Raw genomic sequence first — 21,086 nt, 5'->3', positions numbered from 1 at the left:
GAATCCCATGTTGGAAAGATTGAACGGCCTGCTCATGCAGGCCGGAATTGTTATAACCGATACCCAAAAGAGCCAATTGGTGCAGCTGGTCGAGTTGCTGCACAAGTGGAACAAGGCTTACAATCTCACCTCGGTGCGTGATCCGGATGCCATGCTGGTCAAGCATATTCTCGACAGCCTGGTGGTGAGTCCCCACTTGCACGGGGAACGCTTCATCGACGTGGGCACGGGCCCCGGCTTGCCTGGCCTGCCGCTGGCGATCATCAATCCGGACAAGCAGTTCGTGCTGCTCGACAGTCTGGGCAAGCGGATCAACTTCATCCGCCAGGTCATTCTGGAGCTGGGGTTGACCAACGTCACGCCAGTCAAATCCCGGGTGGAAGAGTATCAACCCGAACAGGGATTTGACGGTGTGCTCAGCCGGGCCTTCGCCTCGCTGGAAGACATGCTGAGCTGGTGTCACCATCTGCCGTCAGCACAGGGCAGCTTCCTGGCCCTCAAGGGACAATATCCCGAACAGGAGCTGGCCCAGTTGCCTGCCAATATCCGTCTGGTAGCCTGTCACGAGTTGCGGGTGCCGGAACTGGAAGGGGAACGTCACCTGCTGGAATTCAAACATATCCAGCCCGAATAGGGTCGCAGTATCAATTAGGGGATCGTGTGGGAAAAGTCATCGCCATAGCCAACCAGAAGGGTGGGGTGGGTAAAACCACCACTTGTGTGAACCTGGCCGCCTCCATGGCTGCCACCCGGCGCAAGGTGCTGGTGATCGATCTGGATCCGCAGGGCAATGCCACCATGGGCAGTGGTGTCGACAAGTACGATGTCGAGCGCACCGCCTATGAGCTGCTGATCGAAGATGCCCCCATCGGCGAGGTGATCATCCCCGAAACCACCGGGGGCTATCACCTGATCGCCGCCAACGCCGACGTCACGGCGGCCGAAATCCGTCTGATGGAATTCTTCGCCCGCGAGATCCGCCTGCGCAACGCGCTGGCCTCGGTACGGGACAAGTACGACTACGTCTTCATCGACTGTCCGCCCTCTCTCAACATGCTGACGGTGAACGCCATGGCGGCCGCTGACTCGGTGCTGGTGCCCATGCAGTGCGAATATTACGCGCTGGAAGGGCTCACCGCCCTGGTCGATACCATCAGCAAGCTGGCGGCCGTGGTCAATCCGGATCTCAAGATCGAAGGGGTGCTGCGCACCATGTTCGATCACCGCAACCGGCTGGCCAATGATGTGTCCGATCAGCTAAAACAGCATTTCGGTGACCGGGTCTACCGCACCATCATCCCCCGCAACGTAAGACTGGCAGAGGCGCCGAGCTTCGGTGCCCCGGCCATGCACTATGACAAATCATCGGTGGGCGCCAAGGCCTACCTGGCGCTGGCCGGCGAGATACTGCGCCGCCAGGAACAGGAGCGTCAGGCGACCATCGCAGACCGAGAGAGCATATGACTCTGAAAAAACGTGGTCTGGGCAAGGGGCTGGATGCCCTGCTCAGTACCAGCACGGCTGCCCGCCAGAAACAGGTGATGAGCGATCAGCGCACCGAGCAGGCCATGGCCCCCGCCAACCAGGGGGAGCTGCGCAAGCTGCCGGTGGAGTGGCTGCACTCCGGCAAGTACCAGCCGCGTAAGGATATGTCGCAGGATGCTCTGGAAGAGCTGGCCAATTCCATCCGCGCCCAAGGGGTGATCCAGCCCATCGTGGTGCGCCCTGTCGCCGAAAAGTCTTTCGAAATCATCGCCGGGGAACGACGCTGGCGTGCCTCCCAACTGGCCCGTCTCGAAGTAGTTCCCTGTATCGTCAAGGATGTGCCCGACGAGTCGGCGGTGGCCATCGCCCTCATCGAGAACATCCAGCGCGAAGATCTCAATGCCATCGAAGAGGCGGTCGCCCTGCAGCGGCTGCTGACCGAGTTCGAACTCACCCACCAGCAGGTGGCCGAGGCGGTAGGCAAGTCTCGCACCACGGTCACCAACCTGCTGCGCCTCAACCAGCTCAACGATGACGTGAAGCGCTTCGTCGAACACGGCGATCTCGACATGGGCCATGCCCGTGCCCTGCTGGCCCTGAGCGGCCAGGCTCAGTCCGAGCTGGCCAAGCTGGTTGCCCAGAAAGGGTTGACCGTGCGAGATACCGAGAAACTGGTGAAAAAGGCGTTGGAGCCGGAAAAAGTCAGGGTGGAAACGGCACGCGATCCCCAGTTTGGCTACCTGGAACGCCAGCTGGCGGAAAAAATTGGTAATCAGGTACAACTTCAGCCTGGCAAGCGGGATAGCGGAAAGTTAGTAATTAGTTACGAGAACTTGTCCGATTTGGACCGTATATTGGGCTATTTTGGCGTGTCGGAATCGTGATTTTTACGCTTTTTGTAGTAATAAAACATCCATTCCTTTTGATATGTACATAACCTGAATTTAGCGCTGAAAGCCGCAAAAAATAAGGATTTTTGTCATATTGCAATAGCTGCCCTCAAGGGTATAATTTGACCGGCTTTAAGAGCTGTTAACATGGGGTCTTCGGATCCCGATTTTTTACAGTTCTGTAATGTTCAGGGGTACGTTGGTGAAGCAGAAAATAGCCTTGGAAGGTTTGACACTGGCCTTGGTTATGCTCGTTTGTCAGCTGGTCCTGATCCTGGCGATGAGTGCCGTCTGGTATTACCTGACTGGCGCCAGCGCTGGTTACTCCTCCCTCTATGGAGGGGGGATGTACTGGGTTCCTCAAGCCCTGTTTACGGTCTGGGTATTGCGCCGCAAGGTGGATGCCGAGAGTGTAGGCCTGGTCTTGCGGGACTTTTATGGTGGGGCAGGGATTAAGCTCATAACTACAACAGGACTCTTTGGCCTGCTGTTTGGTGCAGGTGTTGAAGTGCATGCCGCTTCGTTCTTCACCACTTATATCCTCGCCCTCGTTGTACAGTGGATGGTCTCATTCACACTTAACAACCACTATTAGGAAAACTCATGTCTGCAACCGGAGAAGTCCTGACTCCTCAGGGATATATCTCCCACCACTTGACCCACCTGCAAGTCGGGTCTGGGTTCTGGACAGTCAATATCGACTCAATGGTATTTTCTGTTCTGTTGGGCGCCCTGTTTATCTGGTTGTTCCGCCGTGTCGCCGTCAAGGCTACCAGCGGGGTACCGGGTAAGCTGCAGTGCTTTGTGGAGATGCTGGTCGAGTTTGTGAGTGGTAACGTCAAGGACATCTTTCATGGTCGAAACAAGGTCATCGCACCTTTGGCCCTGACGGTGTTTGTGTGGATCTTCCTGATGAACCTGATGGATCTGATCCCCGTTGACTTTATCCCCCACGCTGCACAATTGATGGGTATTCCCTATCTGCGTGTGGTTCCCTCTGCTGACGTTAACATCACCATGTCCATGGCTTTGGGCGTGTTCTTCTTGATTCTGTATTACAGCATCAAGGTCAAGGGAATCGGCGGGTTTGTGAAGGAGCTGACGCTTCAGCCTTTCAACCACCCGGCGGCCATCCCGGTTAACCTCATCCTGGAAACTGTTACGCTGATTTCCAAACCTGTTTCTCTGGGTCTTCGACTGTTCGGCAACATGTATGCTGGCGAACTGATCTTTATCCTGATTGCGGGTTTGTTACCCTGGTGGTCACAGTGGATTCTGTCCGTGCCTTGGGCAATCTTCCACATCCTGATCATCACTTTGCAGGCGTTTATCTTCATGGTTCTGACCATCGTGTATCTGTCGATGGCGCAGGAAGATCATGGTTGATGCAACTCAAATAATCCTTTTTATACAATCAATTACATCTTAATAAATGGAGATCCTCATGGAAAACTTGAACATGGACCTGCTGTACATCGCTGCTGCAATGATGATGGGTCTGGCTGCTATCGGTGCATCCATCGGTATCGGTATTCTGGGTGGTAAGTTCCTGGAAGGTGCTGCTCGTCAACCTGATCTGATCCCTGTTCTGCGTACCCAGTTCTTCATCGTAATGGGTCTGGTGGATGCGATTCCGATGATCGCCGTTGGTCTGGGTCTGTACGTGATGTTTGCGGTTGCTGGCTAAGTCGATACGACATCTCCAGGCATAACCCATTAACTAACTAAAGAGGACATCGGCTGTGAATATCAACGCCACCCTCCTCGGCCAAGCAATTGCTTTTTTCTTCTTCGTAGTGTTTTGCATGAAGTACGTATGGCCGCCGCTGATGGCTGCCATCGAAGCCCGTCAGAAAGCCATTGCTGACGGTCTCTCTTCTGCCGAACGAGCCAAGAAAGATCTGGATTTGGCCAAGGCCAACGCCGTCGATCAGCTGAAAGAAGCCAAGCTCCAGGCTGCTGAAATCATTGAACAGGCCAACAAACGCAAGGCCCAGATCATTGATGAGGCAACTGTCGGGGCCCAGGCCGAGCGGGAAAAAATCCTGGCTCAAGGCCGTGCCGAGATTGAAGCTGAACGTCATCGTGCCAAAGAAGAACTGCGCAAGCAGGTTGCAACTCTTGCCATAGCTGGTGCAGAGAAGATCCTGGCGCGCCAAATCGACCAGGCTGCCAACAGCGACATCGTCGACAAACTGGTAGCAGAACTGTAACGGGAACGGGGCTATGTCTGAACTGACTACAATCGCTCGCCCCTACGCCAAGGCTGCTTTCGAGTTTGCCGTTGAGCACAAGGCGGTTGATCAGTGGCTGGGGATGCTCAGCTTCGCGGCGGAAGTCGTGAAGAACGAGACCATCCACTCCCTGGTAAACGGCTCTGTGGCTGCCGAAGAACTGGCAAAACTGTTTGTCAGCATCTGCGGTGAGCAACTCGACGAGCATGGCCAGAACCTGATCCGGGTGATGGCTGAGAATGGTCGCTTGGGTGTGCTGCCGGCGGTCGTTGCCGAATTTGTGGTGCTCAAGGCTGAACTGGATAAAGAAGTTCAGGCTGACGTGATTTCGGCGATCGAACTGACCGACCAGCAGAAAGCCAATATTCAGGCTTCTCTGGAACAACGTCTCGCGCGCAAAGTGAAGCTGAATTGCAGCATTGATGCGTCCTTGATGGCCGGAGTGCTCATCAAGGCCGGTGATCTGGTTATCGACGGCACTGTCCGCGGCAAGCTGGATCGCATGGCTGACGCGCTGCAATCTTGATTGGGGTATTAGAGCATGCAACTGAATTCCACTGAAATCGCCGAGCTGATCAAGCAGCGCATTGCGCAGTTTGATGTAAAGAGCGAAGCGCGTAACGAAGGTACTATCGTCTCCGTGAGCGACGGTATCATTCGTATCCACGGCCTGGCCGATGCCATGCAGGGTGAGATGATCGAGCTGCCGGGTAACCGCTTCGCTCTGGCATTGAACCTGGAGCGTGACTCCGTTGGTGCCGTAGTAATGGGTCCCTACGCCGATCTGGCCGAAGGGATGAAAGTACAAGGTACTGGCCGCATCCTGGAAGTGCCGGTTGGTCGTGGTCTGTTGGGCCGGGTGGTCAACACCCTGGGTCAGCCTATCGACGGTAAAGGTCCGGTCGAGCACGATGGCTTCTCTCCGGTAGAAGTGATCGCCCCGGGCGTTATCGAGCGTAAGTCTGTTGACCAGCCTGTCCAGACCGGTCTGAAAGCGATCGACGCCATGATCCCCATCGGTCGTGGCCAGCGTGAGCTGATCATCGGTGACCGCCAGGTAGGTAAAACTGCCATTGCGATTGACACCATCATCAACCAGAAAGACTCCGGCATTAAGTGTGTCTACGTTGCGATCGGCCAGAAGGCCTCCACCATCGCCAACGTGGTGCGCAAGCTGGAAGAGCACGGCGCTCTGGCCAACACCATCGTGGTGGTGGCTTCTGCGTCCGAAGCGGCTGCCCTGCAATACCTGGCTCCGTACTCCGGTTGCTCCATGGGTGAATACTTCCGTGACCGCGGTGAAGATGCCCTGATCATTTACGATGACCTGTCGAAGCAGGCCGTTGCATATCGTCAGATCTCCCTGCTGCTGCGCCGTCCGCCAGGACGTGAAGCATTCCCGGGTGACGTTTTCTATCTGCACTCCCGTCTGCTCGAGCGTGCTGCTCGCGTCAACGAAGAGTACGTTGAGAAGTTCACCAAGGGTGAAGTGAAAGGCCAGACCGGTTCTCTGACCGCCCTGCCGATCATCGAAACCCAGGCCGGCGACGTTTCCGCGTTCGTACCGACCAACGTGATCTCCATCACCGATGGCCAGATCTTCCTGACTTCCCAGTCTTTCAACGCCGGTATTCGTCCTGCGGTTGACCCGGGTATCTCCGTGTCCCGTGTGGGTGGCGCTGCCCAGACCAAGATCGTCAAGAAGCTGTCCGGTGGTATCCGTACCGCGCTGGCCCAGTACCGCGAACTGGCCGCATTCGCCCAGTTCTCTTCCGACCTGGATGACGCGACTCGCAAGCAGCTGGACCACGGTCAGAAAGTGACCGAGCTGATGAAGCAGAAGCAGTACTCTCCGATGAGCGTGGCTCACCAGTCTCTGGTGCTGTTCGCTGCGGAAAAAGGCTATCTCTCCGATGTCGAACTGAACAAGATCCTCGACTTCGAAGCCGCTCTGCTCTCTTACGCCAATACCCAGCATGCCGAGCTGATGGCTGAAATCAATGCCAAGGCCGACTACAACGACGCGATCGTTGGCAAGCTGACTGCGTTGCTGGATAACTTCAAGGCAACCCAGACCTGGTAAGCGTGTGTGGCAGCGCAAGCTGCCACCTGATGGAGAGAAGAGATGGCCGGCGCAAAAGAGATACGTAACAAGATCGGGAGTGTGAAAAACACTCAGAAGATCACCAGCGCTATGGAAATGGTGGCAGCAAGCAAGATGCGCCGTGCGCAGGATCGCATGTCTGCCAGCCGTCCGTACGCTGAAACCATGCGCAAGGTGATCGGCCATATCGCTCAGGGGAACCTGGAATACAAGCACCCCTACCTCATCGAACGTGAGGTCAAGCGAGTGGGTTACATCGTCGTCTCCACCGACCGTGGCCTGTGTGGCGGTTTGAACATCAACCTGTTCAAGGCTGCCCTCAATGATATGAAGCAATGGAGCGCGAAAGGAGCCAAGGTTGACTTGGCCCTGATCGGCAACAAAGCCTCCAACTTCTTTGAACGGCACGGCGCCAAGGTGAAAGCTCACGTCGCAGGACTGGGCGATAACCCGAGCGTCAATGACCTGATTGGTTCAGTCAAGGTCATGCTGAAGGCTTACGACAACGGTGAGATTGACAGGCTGTATCTGGTGTACAACAAGTTCATCAACACCATGGTGCAGCAACCACGGGTCGATCAACTGCTGCCTTTGCCCGTAACTGAAGACAGCAAGCTGGTCAAGAAACACCACTGGGATTACCTCTATGAGCCGGATCCCAAGAAGCTGCTGGATACCCTGCTGGTTCGTTATGTCGAATCCCAGGTGTACCAGGGCGTAGTGGAAAACTTGGCCAGTGAACAGGCAGCCCGAATGGTTGCCATGCAAGCCGCGACTGACAACGCCGGCAACCTGATTAACGATCTGCAACTGGTATACAACAAGGCCCGTCAGGCCAGTATTACCCAGGAGCTCACAGAGATCGTTTCCGGTGCTGCTGCGGTGTAAGGCAAGGGTTATCAAAGGTTTAGAGGATTTGACATGAGTAACGGTTTCATCGTCCAAATCATCGGCGCTGTGGTGGACATCGAGTTCCCGCAGAATGCCGTGCCCCAGGTGTACGATGCTCTGAAGGTCGTCAGCGAAGGTCAAGGCCAGGGTCTGGTGCTGGAAGTTCAGCAGCAGATCGGTGGCGGCGTCGTTCGTTGCATCACCATGGGTTCCTCCGACGGTCTGCGTCGTGGGTTGGAAGTAATGAATAGCGGTAAATCCATCCAGGTTCCGGTCGGTACTGCGACCCTGGGTCGGATCATGAACGTACTGGGCGAGCCAATCGACGAGAAAGGCCCGATCGGTGAAGAAGAGAGCTGGTCCATCCACCGTGAGGCCCCCAGCTACGAAGATCAGTCCAACAGCACCGAGCTGCTGGAGACCGGCATCAAGGTTATCGACCTGGTATGTCCGTTCGCCAAGGGTGGTAAGGTCGGTCTGTTCGGTGGTGCCGGTGTAGGCAAAACCGTAAACATGATGGAGCTGATCCGTAACATCGCGATCGAGCACAGCGGTTACTCCGTGTTCGCCGGTGTGGGTGAGCGTACCCGTGAGGGTAACGACTTCTACCACGAGATGATGGAGTCCAACGTACTGGACAAAGTATCTCTGGTTTACGGTCAGATGAACGAGCCGCCCGGAAACCGTCTGCGCGTGGCGCTGACCGGCCTGACCATGGCCGAGAAGTTCCGTGACGAAGGTCGTGACGTGCTGTTCTTCGTGGACAACATCTACCGTTACACCCTGGCCGGTACCGAAGTATCCGCACTGCTGGGCCGTATGCCCTCCGCAGTAGGTTACCAGCCGACCCTGGCCGAGGAGATGGGTGTTCTGCAAGAGCGCATCACCTCCACCAAGACTGGTTCCATCACCTCCGTACAGGCCGTTTACGTGCCTGCGGATGACTTGACCGACCCGTCTCCGGCGACCACCTTCGCCCACTTGGATGCGACCGTCGTACTGTCCCGTCAGATCGCGGCTCTGGGTATCTACCCGGCCGTTGACCCGCTGGACTCCACCTCCCGTCAGCTGGATCCGCTGGTGGTTGGCAAGGAGCACTACGAGACCGCTCGTGGCGTTCAGACCGTACTGCAGCGCTACAAGGAGCTGAAGGACATCATCGCCATCCTGGGTATGGATGAACTGTCAGAAGAAGACAAACTGACCGTAGCCCGTGCCCGTAAGATCGAGCGTTTCCTGTCCCAGCCGTTCTTCGTGGCAGAAGTGTTTACCGGTTCTCCGGGCAAATACGTGCCGCTGAAAGAGACCATCCGTGGTTTCCAGGGCATCCTGAAAGGCGAGTATGACGATCTGCCCGAGCAGGCGTTCTACATGGTTGGCGGTATCGACGAAGTCGTCGAGAAATCCAAGAAACTGTAAGCCTCGACTGGAGGGCCCATGGCAGAGATGATCTCCTTTCACCTGGACGTGGTGAGCGCCGAAGGAAAACTGTTTTCCGGTCGCGTGCAATCCGCTCAGGTAACAGGCTCCGAAGGTGAGTTGGGTCTCCGCCACGGTCATGCTCCGTTGCTGACTGCCATCAAGCCGGGCCTGGTCCGCTTGGTGAAGCAGAACGGAACTGAAGAGGTGCTGTACATCTCCGGCGGCATGCTGGAAGTACAACCTGAATCCGTGACCGTGCTGGCGGACACCGCGATTCGTGCCGACGATTTGGATGAGGCGAAAGCCCAGGAAGCCAAACGTGCGGCCGAAGAGCGGATCCACAGCTCCCATGGTGATATCGACTACGCCCAGGCCGCTACCGAGCTGGCCAAGGCGATGGCCCAACTGCGGGTCATCGATATCGTCAAAAAGAATTACCGCTGATAACGGTGATGCAAAAAGCGACCTGCGGGTCGCTTTTTTTTTGCCCGTTGGATAGACTCCGCCGGGTATTTCCACACAAGTTCAAGGTTGAAGCCATGTCTCTCAACGTCGTGATCCTGGCGGCGGGTAAAGGTACCCGCATGCGTTCTTCCCTGCCCAAGGTGCTGCACCCGGTGGCCAACAAACCCATGGTTTCCCATGTGATCGATACTGCCCGTCAGGTCGGCGCCGAGCAGCTGCATCTGGTCTATGGCCACGGTGCCGAGCTGCTGAAGGAGCGGATCCAGGCCGCCGATGTGAACTGGGTGCTGCAGGCGCAGCAGTTGGGGACCGGCCATGCGGTGGCACAGGCCATCCCGTTCTGGAACGACGAAGATGACGTACTGGTGCTGTATGGCGACACCCCGCTGATCCAACCCGAGACCCTGCAACGGCTGCTGGCCGCCAAGGTGGAGGGCGGCATGGCGCTGCTGACCGTGGTGCTGGACAACCCCACCGGCTACGGCCGCATCGTGCGCGACAACGGCCAGGTGGTCGGTATCGTCGAGCAGAAGGATGCCAATGCCGAGCAGCTTGCTATTTGTGAAGTAAACACCGGTGTGCTGGTGGCGAGCGGCGCCCAGCTGCGCAGCTGGCTATCCCGTCTGGACAACAAGAATGCCCAGGGTGAGTTCTACCTGACCGATGTCATCGCCATGGCTCATGCCGATGGTTGCCCCATCGCTGCCGTTCATCCGGATCGTGCTGCGGAGGTGGAAGGGGCCAACAACCGGGTTCAGCTGGCGGCACTCGAGCGCAGTTACCAGCAGATGCAGGCCGAGAAGCTGATGATCGCCGGTGCCACCCTGATCGACCCGGCCCGTTTCGATCTGCGCGGCGAACTGGAAATCGGTGAAGAGGTGGTGATCGACGTCAACGTCATCATCGAAGGCAAGGTGACGCTGGGCAACCATGTGCGCATCGGCGCGGGAGCCGTGCTGAAAGATTGCGTGATCGGCGATCACACCGAGGTAAAGCCTTACTCCGTCATCGAGGGCGCCCAGGTGGCTGATCAATGCTCGGTCGGTCCGTTTGCCCGCCTGCGCCCGGGCGCGGTGCTGGAGCAGGACGCCCACGTCGGCAACTTCGTCGAGATGAAGAAGGCGCGGCTGGGTGTTGGTTCCAAGTGTGGTCATCTGACCTATCTGGGGGATGCCGAAATCGGTGCCAAGGTGAATATCGGTGCCGGTACCATCACCTGCAACTACGACGGGGTGAACAAGTTCCAGACCATTATCGAGGATGACGTCTTCGTCGGTTCCGACACCCAGCTGGTGGCGCCGGTGCGCATCGGCAAGGGGGCCACCCTGGGGGCCGGCTCCACCATCACCAAGGATGTGGCGGAGAACGAGCTGGTGATCACCCGGGTACCCCAGCGTCACATCAAGAACTGGGCTCGCCCGGTCAAGAAAAAGTGATGCCCGATCAATAAAATGCAACCGGCGCCTGATGGCGCCGGTTTTTTTGGACTTATGGCTGATGGCTGGTGTTACTCGTCGATGGGAGGGGGGCTGCCCAGACGGTGGTGGGGGTGTCATAGTCCATCACCTGATACCAGTCCAGCTTGCGGGTCAGTACCATGATCAGCGCCAGGATGGCGAATAACAGCAGGGCGCCGAGCAGCAGGGCTATCTCTTCGGCCTGCAGCAGCCCGAACAGGATGGCGTAGACCAGCCCCAGCAGGACCGCGAAGCCGATCCCCTGTCTGGGCCCACCCAGCACATGGCTGAGGTAGAAGCCGTTGAGGGCCACGCTGGCGAGGCCAGCGATCAGATAGGCCAGGGCAAAACCCAGATGTTCGGTCAGCGCCAGCAGTACCAGATAGAAGATGACCAAGCCCATGCCCACCAGGGCGTACTGGATCGGGTGTACCCGCAATCCCTTAAGCAGTTCGAACATGAAGAAGCTGATGAAGGTGAGACCGATAAACAGCAGGGCATATTTGGCCGCCCGTTCGTTCAGCTGATAGTGATCCACCGGTTGTACCAAGCTGACGCTGAAGGCGGGCAGCGGATCCCCTTCCCCCTTCATCATCCGGTTGAAGCGGCTCTCCATATCGGTGGCAAACCAGCTGCTCTGCCAACTGGCGTCGAACCCCTTTTCGGTGAGGGTGCGACTGGCCGGTAGAAAGTCGCCGATGAAGTTGGGATGGGGCCAGTTGCCGTTCAGATTCAGCTTGCTGTCCTGGCCGAGGGGCACCACCTCCAGCGCATTCATCCCCTGCAGATCCAGCTCGATATGAAAGATACCCTCGTCATCAGCCAAGGCTGGCAGCGGTGCATGGATGCCGGCCAGCTTGTCCCCGAGCCTGGCGCCAGGGGCAAACGGGATCCGCTGTTTGCCCAGTTGCAGCGCAGGCACACTGCTGATGCCGCGGGCATCGGATAGCACCAGGCTCAGATAAGGGTTGCCAGCCACCAGGGTGGGATCCGTGTCATCGAACTCCTGTGGTTTGTCGTCCTTCCCGGTTGGCAGATGTCCGGAGAGGGAGAGCCGGGTCTGATAAACCTGAGCCTGATAGATGCCGAGCTTGCGCGGGGTGACCGCCATGCCAGCCTGCACGTTCAGCTGTTCGGGCAGCCGATAACGGTAAAGCTGTTCGGTGCGTTCGAAGCGCTTACCATCCTGCTCCACCGTGACGGTGCGGGTATAAGGCTGCACCAGGACGGGGCCGAGCAGGCGTTGCGGGCCGCTGCTGCTGGCCATGATGCTGTGAATAGCCTGACTGCGGTAGGCCTGGCGCTCCCGGTTCAGCTCCATGATGGAGTGTACCGGCACCATCAGCAGCAGACTGAGCAACAGCAGCAGGACGATCTTGTGGCTGAATATCTGTTTGACCATGACACCTCTCCTTGTTGAATGGGGCGAGTGTGCCGTGCACGGGTGAAGGGGAGATGGGGCTGTGTGAAGCTACTGTGAAGGAAGACAAAAAAACCGGTATCGGGCGCCGCTTTGCATGCGAAATACAAAGCGGCGGGAGCGCGGTCAGGCGAGTGGCAACCAGAGCTCGGCGCTGGCGCCTCCCTGCTGACGATTGACCAGTGTCAGGCGGCCACCATGCTGGTGGGCCACCTCATGGGCGAAGCTGAGGCCAAGGCCGCTGCTCTTGCCCCTGTCGGGACGAGGCAGGGAGTAGAAACGCTCGAAGATCCTAGGCAGGGCATAGTCAGGAATGCCCGGCCCCTGGTCGCAAACCCGAAAGCAATAGCCGCCATCCAGGCGGGTACCGCTCAGGGTCACCACCCCCTCGGCGGGGGAAAAGTCGATGGCATTGTCCAAGAGGTTACCAATCGCCTGCTCCACCAGCAGGGGATCCCACTTCTGTCTGGGAACGCTGGCCAGTTCGCTCACCAGCCTGACCTGGCGGCGCTGGGCGATGATCTGGCGGGCGTCGAGGGCGCGTTTGCCTAGGCTTGCCGGCTCCACCGGCTGGCGATCCAGCCCCTGCCCCGACTCCAGTCTGGCCAGTTGCAGCATGCGTTCGATCAATTGCTGCATGCGGGCCGTCTCCTGGTTGATGTTGCCGATGAAACGGCTGGCCACCTCGGGGGGCGGCGTTTCGGCCAGGATCTCCCCAGCCCCGCGAATGGCGGCCAGCGGGCTCTTCAGCTCGTGGGTCAGGGCATGTACGTAACGTTCGATATAGCGTTTGCCATCGAGCTGGTGGCGCATGGTTTCCAGGGAATGACCGAGGCGATCCAGTTCGACCGTATGCAGCCGTGGCAAGGGCGCCGCCTCCCCCTTGCTGACCGAATCGGCGTAGTGCACCAGCTTGCCGATGGAGCGGTTGAGCCACCACACCAGCAGGCTGCCGATCAGCAAGGAGACAAGCAGCATCTGACCCCCGGCGCGCAACAATTCCTGCTCCCCCCGTTTGATGGCTGGCATCAGGGTGCGGTTGGGTTTGGCGACGGTGAGGGAGCCGATAATGTTATCCCCATCCCGCAGGGGAGCCGCCACATGCATGGTCGAGCTGGCGGGATCATCGGGATCGGTGCGGGTGCTGCGGGCGCCATATTCACCGCGAAGGGTCAGGTAGACGTCGTTCCAGCGGGAGTAGTCCTTGCCCAGATCCGTCCCGTCGGAGTCGTAAATCACTACGCCATGAGCATCGGTTACATAGATGCGGTACTCGGCCTGTTGCTTGAGATGACCGTCGATCAGGGCATTGATGGGCGTCTGGTTAAGTCGGGCAAAGGCACTGGCCAGCCGCCCGTTCATCATATTGCCCTCCTGCAAATCGTCGAGCGCCAGTGGCGCCAGCAGTTGGGTCATGTCCACCAGGGTATCTTCGGTGGCGCTGCGTACGCCAGGTTTGATCTCCTCGACGAAGATCTCCATCACGAACCAGGCGGCCAGTGCGAAGATCAGCAGCAGTCCGCACAGCAGTTGCAGCCCCAGTCTCATATCCGCTCCCTGTCTTGCCGCCGTTGCACTCTTGTTCTCATGCCAGCTCCAGGCTGTAGCCCAGTCCGCGATGGGTCAGGATCAGGTTGGCATCCGGGTCCTGATCTCGCAGCTTGGCGCGGATGGTCTTGATGTGGGTATCGACGGTGCGATCCAGGCTCTCCTCCGCATCCTGCCACACCAGATCCATCAGCTGCTGGCGCGAATAGACTCGCCCAGGTGACTGGATGAGCGTCTTGAGCAGCAGGTATTCGTAGCGGGTAAGCATAAGTGGTTGGCCATGAAAGTGAATGCGGGCCCGCTCTTCATCGAGAGTCAGAGCTGCACTCTGCTTGGGGGCCGTCGGTTGGCTGCGGCGCAGAATGACTCGCACCCGGGCGCATACCTCCCGTGGAGAGAAGGGCTTGGCCACATAGTCGTCGGCCCCTATCTCCAGCCCGATCAGGCGGTCTATCTCCTCGCTGCGGGCAGTCAGAAACATCAGGGGTACATCGCTGCGGGCCCGTACCTGCTTGCACAGCTCGAACCCGCTAATGTCGGGCAGTCCCACATCGAGAATCAGAAAATCGGGTTGTACCTGTGCCAGCCTAGTTAGCAACTGCTGGCCCAGCATGAACCACTCCACCTCGAACCCGTCGGTTTGCAGGGCATAGATCAGGGTATCGGCAATGCTGGCTTCATCTTCTACCAGCCAGATGAGTCGTTTTTGCATGGCATCCTCGTCGCAAGTCGGCACCTCATTCTGGCACCTAACTAAATTGGATCCTATTTGCTGTTTGATTTTTGCCAAAAAGGCACTAATATTTCGACATTCTTTCGAATCGAAACTTAAAGATGACTAAACGTAATACCCAGCAGCGTCGTCACACCATAGTGACGCTGGTTAACGAACAGGGTGAGGTCAGTGTCGATGCCCTCGCCAAACACTTTTCCACCTCTGAGGTGACCATTCGCAAGGATCTGGCGGTGCTGGAAACCGGCGGCCTGTTGCTGCGCCGCTATGGGGGTGCCGTGCCCCTGCCGAGCGAGATGGTGGTGGAGTCCAATCCGGAGCAAGTTTCGAACCGAAAGATGTCAATCGCCCGTGCCGCCGCGGAGCGGATCCGCGATCACAACCGCGTCATCATCGACAGCGGCAGCACCACCAGCGCCATGATCCCGCTGCTCGGCAACAAGCGCGGCCTCATTGTGATGACCAACTCTCTCAATGTGGCCGGTGCCCTGCGCGAGCTGGAAAATGAGCCTACCCTGTTAATGACTGGAGGCACTTGGGACCCTCATTCCGAGTCCTTCCAGGGTCAGGTGGCGGAGCAGGTGCTGCGATCCTACGACTTCGACCAGCTGTTTATCGGCGCCGATGGCATAGACCCGGAACGCGGCACTACCACCTTCAACGAGCTGGTGGGGCTGTCGCGAGTGATGGCCGAGGTATCGCGGGAGGTGATCGTCATGGTCGAGTCCGAGAAGATTGGTCGCAAGATCCCCAATCTCGAGTTGCCCTGGTCAAGTATCCAGACCCTGGTCACCGATGACGGGCTGGCTGCCGAGGCCCGTGAACTGATTCAAGCCAAAGGGGTGACACTGATCTGTGCCCCTGTTGCAGGCTGATATTGAAGTCTGAATTATCCAAACGAAGTTTCGTTTTTACGTCTCAAGGAGAAGTCTATGTGTGGCATCGTCGGGGCTGTTGCCCAGCGTGATGTGGCTGAAATCCTGGTCGAGGGGCTGCGCCGCCTCGAGTACCGCGGCTACGACTCGGCCGGGGTGGCCGTGTTCAGCGCCCAGCACCCCCTGCAGCGGGTGCGCCGCCTTGGCAAGGTGGCCGAGCTGGCCAAGGCCCTGGAAGAGCAGTCCGTGCACGGCGGCACCGGTATCGCCCACACCCGCTGGGCCACTCACGGCGAGCCCTCCGAGCGCAATGCCCACCCTCACGTCTCCGAGCATATTGTGGTGGTGCACAACGGCATCATTGAGAACCACGAGCCCCTGCGCGATCGCCTGAAAGAGCTTGGCTACGTATTCACCTCCGACACCGACACCGAGGTGATCGCCCACCTGGTGCACCATGAGCTGAAAGAGGCGCCGAACCTGATCACCGCCATGCAAAAGGCGGTCAAGCAGCTGCGTGGCGCCTACGGTACCGTGGTGATGGATACCCGTGACGACAGCCGTCTGGTGGTGGCCCGCTCCGGCTCCCCCCTGGTTATCGGCCGCGGTATCGGCGAGAACTTCATCGCCTCCGACCAGCTGGCCCTGCTGCCGGTAACTCGCCGCTTCATCTTCCTGGAAGAGGGTGATGTTGCCGAGGTGACCCGCCGCGACGTGCAGGTGTTCGATATCGACGGCCAGCCGGTGGTGCGCGAGGAGAAAGAGTCCGACATCTCCCACGATGCCGGTGACAAGGGCGAGTACCGTCACTACATGCTCAAGGAGATCCACGAGCAGCCGGCCGCCATCAACCAGACCCTGGACGGGCGCCTGGGCATCGATCACGTGGTGGTCGAGTCCTTCGGCAACGGCGCGCGCGCCATCTTCGACAAGGTCGATCACATCCAGATCGTCGCCTGCGGCACCTCCTACCACTCCGGCATGGTGGCCCGCTACTGGTTCGAGTCCATCGCCGCCGTCTCCTGCGACGTGGAGATCGCCTCCGAGTTCCGCTATCGCAAGTCGGTGGTGCGTCCCAACAGCCTGCTCATCACCCTCTCCCAGAGCGGTGAGACCGCCGACACCCTGGCAGCCCTGCGTCTGGCCAAGGCCTCCGGCTACATGAGCTCGCTGGCCATCTGCAACGTGCCGGGGTCCTCCCTGGTACGTGAGTCAGATCTGGCTTTCATGACCCGTGCCGGCGCCGAGATCGGCGTGGCCTCCACCAAGGCCTTCACCACCCAGCTGGCCGGCCTGCTGATGCTGGTGGCCGCCATCGGCCGCTGCCGCGGCAACCTGGACGCCGCCGCCGAGGCCGCCCTGGTCAAGTCCCTGCAGGCGCTGCCCCAGCGCATCAAGGAGAGCCTGTCGCTCGCCAAGCAGATCGAGACCCTGGCCGAAGAGTTCGCCGACAAGCACCATAGCCTGTTCTTGGGCCGTGGCGATCAGTACCCCATCGCCATGGAAGGGGCGCTCAAGCTCAAGGAGATCTCCTACATCCACGCCGAGGCCTATGCCGCCGGTGAGCTCAAGCACGGCCCGCTGGCCCTGATCGATGCCGAGATGCCCATCATCGTGGTGGCGCCGAACAACGACCTGCTGGAGAAGCTCAAGTCCAACGTGGAAGAGGTGCGTGCCCGCGGCGGTATCCTCTACGTTTTCGCGGACGCCGAGACCGGCTTCAAGAGCGACGAGACCATGCGGGTGATGAACCTCAACCATATGGAAGAGGTGATCGCGCCCATCGTCTATACCGTGCCGCTGCAGCTGCTCTCCTACTACGTGGCCCTGATCAAGGGCACCGACGTGGATCAGCCGCGTAACCTGGCCAAATCCGTGACCGTGGAATAAGCCATTGCCACGAATGAAAAAAGAGCCGCTATGCGGCTCTTTTTTATTGGCTGTGTTGTCAGGCAGGCGTCATGACAGCCGCAGGTTGGTGATGGTCACCTCATCCAGTGAGGGCACTATGATGCCGCTGGTGATCCCCTTGGCGATGGCCTGACTGCGGTTCTTCGAGTCGGTCTTGTTGGTGACCTGGGTGAGGTGGAAGTTGACCGTCCGCTCGCTGATACCAAGGATGGTGGCGATCTCCCAGGAGGTTTTGCCCTCGCTGGCCCAAAACAGGCACTCCTTCTCCCGATCGGAGAGTTCGGTCAGGTATCTCATCAGGTCCGGCCGGCTTTTGATCAATTGCAGTGCCGAATTGAAGATGTAACTGGCACAGAAAGAGAGCAGGGGAACGTTTTCAAACATCAGGTCGGAATTGGATTTGTCCTTGGTGATGAATGAGAGGATGCCATGTTCCCCCTGCGGAGTGTGTAGCGGGAAGGAGACACCGTTGCGCACCCCGAAGTCCGCCGCCAGGTTCATCACATCCCGGCTGGCACTGGGCAACCAGGGAGAATCGCAATCCAGCTTGTTCCAGAAGATCGGCTGGGTCTGCTTCAATCCCAGATAGACGACCGGATCCTGGGTCAGATACTGATTCTCGCTGTAGGCATCGAACCAGCTGGTCGGGCAGTTGTTGAAAAGTGCCACGTGGGATTTTTGCATGCTGATGGGGAAAATAATCAGCAGCCGGAAGTAATCAAAGCCCATCTGATGACTAAAACGCTCCAGCAGTTGCTGGATGTCGCTGGTTTTGGTGGCCTTGGTGAACTGGTCTATGTGTTCCCAGATCGCATCGTTGAGCATGACTTTCTCCTCTCTCGACCAGCTATCCGTCTGACCGAAAAGATTTTTCTAGTTATTTATAATTTTTGAGATGGCATCCAATGCCATTATTCCGTGCGTGTTTAAAAATTATCCTGTTTTTTGCCGTCGAAGGCCAAGGAAATCCTCTGATTGATACTGTCCCCACTCTCTGAGACAATGAGAATAGTTATCATTGTTAAGAATTATATCATGCACAAGTATTGGGGTTTGGCCCTGTTGCCATTAACAGTTCACTTCGCTGCCAGTGCCGATGATCTGGTTGCGCCCTCCCTGAAAAACAGCATTGCTGCCGGAAAAGCCTCCCAGCAGCGGGTGGAAAAAGCCGCCGATGCGGCCGTTGCCGCTCGACTGGAGCTGCAAAATGCCCAGCTGCAACTGCGGGATCTGGAAGCCTACAACCGCTACATGCAGTCTTTGGTGGCCGATCAGCAAAATGAGCTGGACAAGCTCACTCGTCAGCTGGATGCGGTACAAGAGACCCGTCAGGGCCTGATCCCCCTGATGCTGCAGATGCAGGCCGATCTGGAACAACTGGTGCAAGAGGATATTCCGCTGCGCAAGGAAGAGCGTGTGGCGCGAGTCGAACAGTTGAAAGCCACCATGGCCAGAGCCGATGTGAGCGAGGCCGAGAAGTTTCGCCAGCTGCTGCAGGCCTACCAGATCGAAGCCGAATATGGCAGCCGGATGGACAGTTACTCCACCGAGATCGCCCTGGACGGTGCCTCGCGCCGGGTCGATGTACTGGCGGTAGGCCGCGTGGCCCTGCTGGCCATGACTGCGGATCGCAGCCAGGCCTGGCGTTGGTCTGTCGAGAACAAACAGTGGCAAGCCCTTGATGGCCAGTGGCTTTCCCCCATTGCCGATGCCCTGGATATCGCTGCCGACAAGAAGGTACCGCAATTGTTGAATGTCCCCCTGTCTGTCAGCCGTAGTCAGGAGGCCCAATCATGAGCGTCGCCATGAAGTGGTTTCCCCTTGTTATCGCCCTCTCCCTCGGGACCAATGCCGCCATTGCCAATGATGAGTGGCAACTGCAGGAACAGGCGCGCGAGCAGCAGGCACAACAGGATCTGGCGGCAGTTTCCGGCGAATTGAATCGCGCCCGTGCCAGGCTGGCCGAAGCCCAGAACCTCAGCAAGCAGCTGGCCAGCCAGTTTGCCAGCAATGAAAAACAGCTGGTCGAACTCAACGGCCAGTGGGAGCAGGCCTCCGGTGACATGAACGAGATCTTCGCGGTTGTCCGCCAGGGAGCTGGCGAGGCGGTCAAGCTGCTCTCCGAATCGGCAGTGCAGGGACAATATCCGGATCGCCTTGCTCCTCTGAAAGCCATGGCACAAGACAAGGATGTACCGGATCGCGCCGCCCTCGCCTTGTTGCCAGCGACTTTGCTACAGGAGATCCGTGAATCGGGTCGGGTAGCCCAGTTCAACGGCAAGGTGCTCGACGCTCAGGGAAATGCCAGCGCGCAGTCGCTGAGCCGGTTAGGCAGCTTTGCTTTGTTTGGCGATACGGGCTTCCTGCAACCGACCGCAGAGGGGCTGAGCCCGGTGCTGGGTCTGCCCGACAGCGTACACTCCGAGCTGGCGTCTTATCAGGGCCAGGAGGGAGAAGCACTGCCGCTGGATCCTTCCCACGGCACCTTGCTCGAAATGCTGGCCCAGACTCCTACCTTCTGGCAGAAGGTTCTGCAGGGGGGACAGGTTGGCGCCATTATCGTGCTGCTGGCCCTCACCGGCCTTGGCATCGCTGCGGTACGGCTGTGGACTCTGACCCGCGAGCTGACCCTGGTGCGTCGCCAGCTCAAGCAGGGTGAATACCACGCCGACAATGCCCTTGGCCGGGTACTGACGGTGGCGGATCAGCATCCCGAACTGAGCATGGAAACGCTGGAGCTGCGTCTCGATGAGGCGATCCTGCAGGAGACACCCCGTCTCGAGCGCGGTATCGGCATGGTCAAGGTGATCGCGGCCATCGCCCCCATGTTGGGTCTGCTCGGTACCGTGACCGGGATGATCGGCACCTTCCAGGCCATCACCCAGTTCGGCACCGGCGATCCCAAGATCATGGCCGGCGGCATCTCCATGGCCCTGGTCACTACGGTGCAGGGGCTGGTGGCAGCCATTCCGCTGATCCTGGCTCACAGCCTGCTGCAATCCCGTTTCAGCGAACTATCCAATGTGCTGGAGCAACAGGTGGCCGGCATTCTGGCAGAACGTGCCGAGAGCAACCTGCAAGGGATGGAGCGAGCGGCATGATGTTCGACATCTGGCAGCAGCTGCAGAGTTTCATGGGCCGAGGTGGTCCCGTGCTCTGGGTCATTCTGGCCCTGCTGGTGTTGATGTGGATTCTAATGATCGAGCGGCTGCTCTACCTCAGTCTGGGTTTTGGCCCACTGCAGCACCAGCTGTTCACTCGCTGGCAGGCGCGCAGCGAGCGTCATAGCTGGCATGCCAGGGCCATTCGTGGCCGCTGGCTGGCCCAGGCGGAGCTTGCACTCAACCGACATCTGATCTTCATCCGCACCCTGGTGGTGCTCTGCCCCATGCTGGGTCTGCTCGGCACAGTGACCGGCATGATAGGCATATTCGATGCGTTGGCAGCGGCCAACCGCTTTAACCCCGAGAGCATGGCGGGCGGGATCTCCCGCGCCACCATTCCCACCATGGCCGGCATGGTGGTGGCCCTCTCCGGCGTGTTGTTACTCAGTCGGCTCGAGAGCCAGGCCAAGCGAGCGCTGGCCAAGACCCGGGACGGCCTGCGAGAAGAGAAAATACAATGAGACGGCAATCCAAACGCCAGCGTGAT

The 21,086-nt window shown here is 58.6% G+C and carries 23 protein-coding genes (1 of these 23 cut by a window edge); 19 read left to right on the top strand and 4 right to left on the bottom strand.

The window, feature by feature from the left end; translation table 11 throughout:
* Positions 1 to 7: 7 nt before the first annotated feature.
* From rsmG to glmU, 13 genes are all read left to right on the top strand, one after another.
* A complete protein-coding gene (gene rsmG, locus MRK42_RS21450; protein WP_042073499.1) occupies positions 8 to 634 on the top strand; it encodes a 16S rRNA (guanine(527)-N(7))-methyltransferase RsmG in 627 nt (208 codons plus the stop codon).
* Between the two features lie 26 nt (positions 635 to 660).
* The gene (locus MRK42_RS21445) at positions 661 to 1,464 is read left to right on the top strand and encodes a ParA family protein (protein ID WP_026455863.1); all 804 of its coding nucleotides are present in this window, start codon (positions 661 to 663) and stop codon (positions 1,462 to 1,464) included.
* On the top strand, positions 1,461 to 2,369 hold the full coding sequence (locus MRK42_RS21440) for a ParB/RepB/Spo0J family partition protein (RefSeq protein WP_354688683.1): 909 nt from the start codon (positions 1,461 to 1,463) through the stop codon (positions 2,367 to 2,369). The genes MRK42_RS21445 and MRK42_RS21440 overlap by 4 nt, the downstream gene beginning before the upstream one ends.
* A 190-nt stretch (positions 2,370 to 2,559) precedes the next feature.
* Complete coding sequence (locus MRK42_RS21435) at positions 2,560 to 2,970, top strand: ATP synthase subunit I (protein WP_042025370.1); 411 nt, start codon at positions 2,560 to 2,562, stop codon at positions 2,968 to 2,970.
* An 8-nt stretch (positions 2,971 to 2,978) separates the two neighbouring features.
* The gene (gene atpB / locus MRK42_RS21430) at positions 2,979 to 3,761 is read left to right on the top strand and encodes a F0F1 ATP synthase subunit A (protein ID WP_042025369.1); all 783 of its coding nucleotides are present in this window, start codon (positions 2,979 to 2,981) and stop codon (positions 3,759 to 3,761) included.
* 58 nt (positions 3,762 to 3,819) lie between these two features.
* Positions 3,820 to 4,062 carry a F0F1 ATP synthase subunit C gene (gene atpE, locus MRK42_RS21425; RefSeq protein ID WP_005307205.1) on the top strand — a complete coding sequence of 81 codons (243 nt, stop codon included), beginning with the start codon at positions 3,820 to 3,822 and terminating at the stop codon, positions 4,060 to 4,062.
* Positions 4,063 to 4,117: 55 nt separating this feature from the next.
* Positions 4,118 to 4,588, top strand: a complete 471-nt coding sequence (gene atpF, locus MRK42_RS21420) for a F0F1 ATP synthase subunit B (RefSeq protein WP_026455860.1) — start codon at positions 4,118 to 4,120, stop codon at positions 4,586 to 4,588.
* A gap of 13 nt (positions 4,589 to 4,601) precedes the next feature.
* On the top strand, positions 4,602 to 5,135 hold the full coding sequence (gene atpH / locus MRK42_RS21415; RefSeq protein ID WP_026455859.1) for a F0F1 ATP synthase subunit delta: 534 nt from the start codon (positions 4,602 to 4,604) through the stop codon (positions 5,133 to 5,135).
* A gap of 15 nt (positions 5,136 to 5,150) precedes the next feature.
* Complete coding sequence (gene atpA / locus MRK42_RS21410; protein ID WP_026455858.1) at positions 5,151 to 6,692, top strand: F0F1 ATP synthase subunit alpha; 1,542 nt, start codon at positions 5,151 to 5,153, stop codon at positions 6,690 to 6,692.
* Positions 6,693 to 6,734: 42 nt separating this feature from the next.
* Positions 6,735 to 7,601, top strand: a complete 867-nt coding sequence (gene atpG / locus MRK42_RS21405; protein WP_026455857.1) for a F0F1 ATP synthase subunit gamma — start codon at positions 6,735 to 6,737, stop codon at positions 7,599 to 7,601.
* Positions 7,602 to 7,634: 33 nt separating this feature from the next.
* Complete coding sequence (atpD, locus tag MRK42_RS21400; RefSeq protein WP_026455856.1) at positions 7,635 to 9,023, top strand: F0F1 ATP synthase subunit beta; 1,389 nt, start codon at positions 7,635 to 7,637, stop codon at positions 9,021 to 9,023.
* A gap of 18 nt (positions 9,024 to 9,041) precedes the next feature.
* Positions 9,042 to 9,470, top strand: coding sequence for a F0F1 ATP synthase subunit epsilon (locus tag MRK42_RS21395; RefSeq protein WP_026455855.1), 429 nt, complete (start codon positions 9,042 to 9,044; stop codon positions 9,468 to 9,470).
* A gap of 95 nt (positions 9,471 to 9,565) precedes the next feature.
* Positions 9,566 to 10,927, top strand: a complete 1,362-nt coding sequence (gene glmU / locus MRK42_RS21390) for a bifunctional UDP-N-acetylglucosamine diphosphorylase/glucosamine-1-phosphate N-acetyltransferase GlmU (RefSeq protein WP_354688682.1) — start codon at positions 9,566 to 9,568, stop codon at positions 10,925 to 10,927.
* 52 nt (positions 10,928 to 10,979) lie between these two features.
* Here glmU and creD read toward each other — a convergent pair whose 3' ends face one another.
* The 3 genes from creD to blrA all read right to left on the bottom strand — a co-directional run bounded on the left by creD (position 10,980) and on the right by blrA (position 14,628).
* The gene (gene creD / locus MRK42_RS21385; RefSeq protein WP_354688681.1) at positions 10,980 to 12,350 is read right to left on the bottom strand and encodes a cell envelope integrity protein CreD; all 1,371 of its coding nucleotides are present in this window, start codon (positions 12,348 to 12,350) and stop codon (positions 10,980 to 10,982) included.
* 144 nt (positions 12,351 to 12,494) lie between these two features.
* Positions 12,495 to 13,916: a beta-lactam sensor histidine kinase BlrB gene (gene blrB / locus MRK42_RS21380; protein ID WP_354688680.1), complete on the bottom strand. Its 1,422-nt coding sequence runs from the start codon at positions 13,914 to 13,916 to the stop codon at positions 12,495 to 12,497.
* Between the two features lie 37 nt (positions 13,917 to 13,953).
* The gene (blrA, locus tag MRK42_RS21375; RefSeq protein ID WP_354688679.1) at positions 13,954 to 14,628 is read right to left on the bottom strand and encodes a beta-lactam response regulator transcription factor BlrA; all 675 of its coding nucleotides are present in this window, start codon (positions 14,626 to 14,628) and stop codon (positions 13,954 to 13,956) included.
* Positions 14,629 to 14,750: 122 nt separating this feature from the next.
* Between blrA and MRK42_RS21370 the strand changes: the two genes are divergently transcribed.
* Both MRK42_RS21370 and glmS read left to right on the top strand, forming a co-directional pair.
* Positions 14,751 to 15,524 (top strand): DeoR/GlpR family DNA-binding transcription regulator, encoded by a 774-nt coding sequence (locus MRK42_RS21370; RefSeq protein WP_042073506.1) that lies wholly within the window; start codon positions 14,751 to 14,753, stop codon positions 15,522 to 15,524.
* Between the two features lie 57 nt (positions 15,525 to 15,581).
* Entirely contained in the window at positions 15,582 to 17,414 is a 1,833-nt protein-coding gene (glmS, locus tag MRK42_RS21365; RefSeq protein WP_354688678.1) for a glutamine--fructose-6-phosphate transaminase (isomerizing), read from the top strand.
* Positions 17,415 to 17,483: 69 nt separating this feature from the next.
* Here glmS and MRK42_RS21360 read toward each other — a convergent pair whose 3' ends face one another.
* Positions 17,484 to 18,260 carry a LuxR family transcriptional regulator gene (locus tag MRK42_RS21360; RefSeq protein ID WP_026456834.1) on the bottom strand — a complete coding sequence of 259 codons (777 nt, stop codon included), beginning with the start codon at positions 18,258 to 18,260 and terminating at the stop codon, positions 17,484 to 17,486.
* A 210-nt stretch (positions 18,261 to 18,470) separates the two neighbouring features.
* Between MRK42_RS21360 and MRK42_RS21355 the strand changes: the two genes are divergently transcribed.
* The 4 genes in view from MRK42_RS21355 to MRK42_RS21340 are tightly spaced (each overlapping or abutting the next) and all read left to right on the top strand, a layout consistent with a single transcriptional unit that may run on beyond the window.
* Positions 18,471 to 19,232, top strand: a complete 762-nt coding sequence (locus tag MRK42_RS21355; protein ID WP_216993348.1) for a DUF3450 domain-containing protein — start codon at positions 18,471 to 18,473, stop codon at positions 19,230 to 19,232.
* On the top strand, positions 19,229 to 20,536 hold the full coding sequence (locus MRK42_RS21350) for a MotA/TolQ/ExbB proton channel family protein (RefSeq protein ID WP_354688677.1): 1,308 nt from the start codon (positions 19,229 to 19,231) through the stop codon (positions 20,534 to 20,536). The genes MRK42_RS21355 and MRK42_RS21350 overlap by 4 nt, the downstream gene beginning before the upstream one ends.
* Complete coding sequence (locus MRK42_RS21345) at positions 20,533 to 21,060, top strand: MotA/TolQ/ExbB proton channel family protein (RefSeq protein WP_354688676.1); 528 nt, start codon at positions 20,533 to 20,535, stop codon at positions 21,058 to 21,060. The genes MRK42_RS21350 and MRK42_RS21345 overlap by 4 nt, the downstream gene beginning before the upstream one ends.
* Positions 21,057 to 21,086: the start of a biopolymer transporter ExbD gene (locus tag MRK42_RS21340; protein WP_011707897.1), read on the top strand. It continues 372 nt past the right edge of the window; 30 of the gene's 402 nt are visible here — the first part of the coding sequence; its start codon is at positions 21,057 to 21,059; its stop codon lies off the right edge, out of view. The genes MRK42_RS21345 and MRK42_RS21340 overlap by 4 nt, the downstream gene beginning before the upstream one ends.

The sequence above is a fragment of the Aeromonas sp. 19NY04SH05-1 genome (genome assembly GCF_040581895.1).
In the GTDB taxonomy this organism is placed as follows: domain Bacteria; phylum Pseudomonadota; class Gammaproteobacteria; order Enterobacterales; family Aeromonadaceae; genus Aeromonas; species Aeromonas enteropelogenes.
Note: the sequence above shows the minus strand (reverse complement) of the source record. Positions and strands in the feature narration are given on the sequence as shown.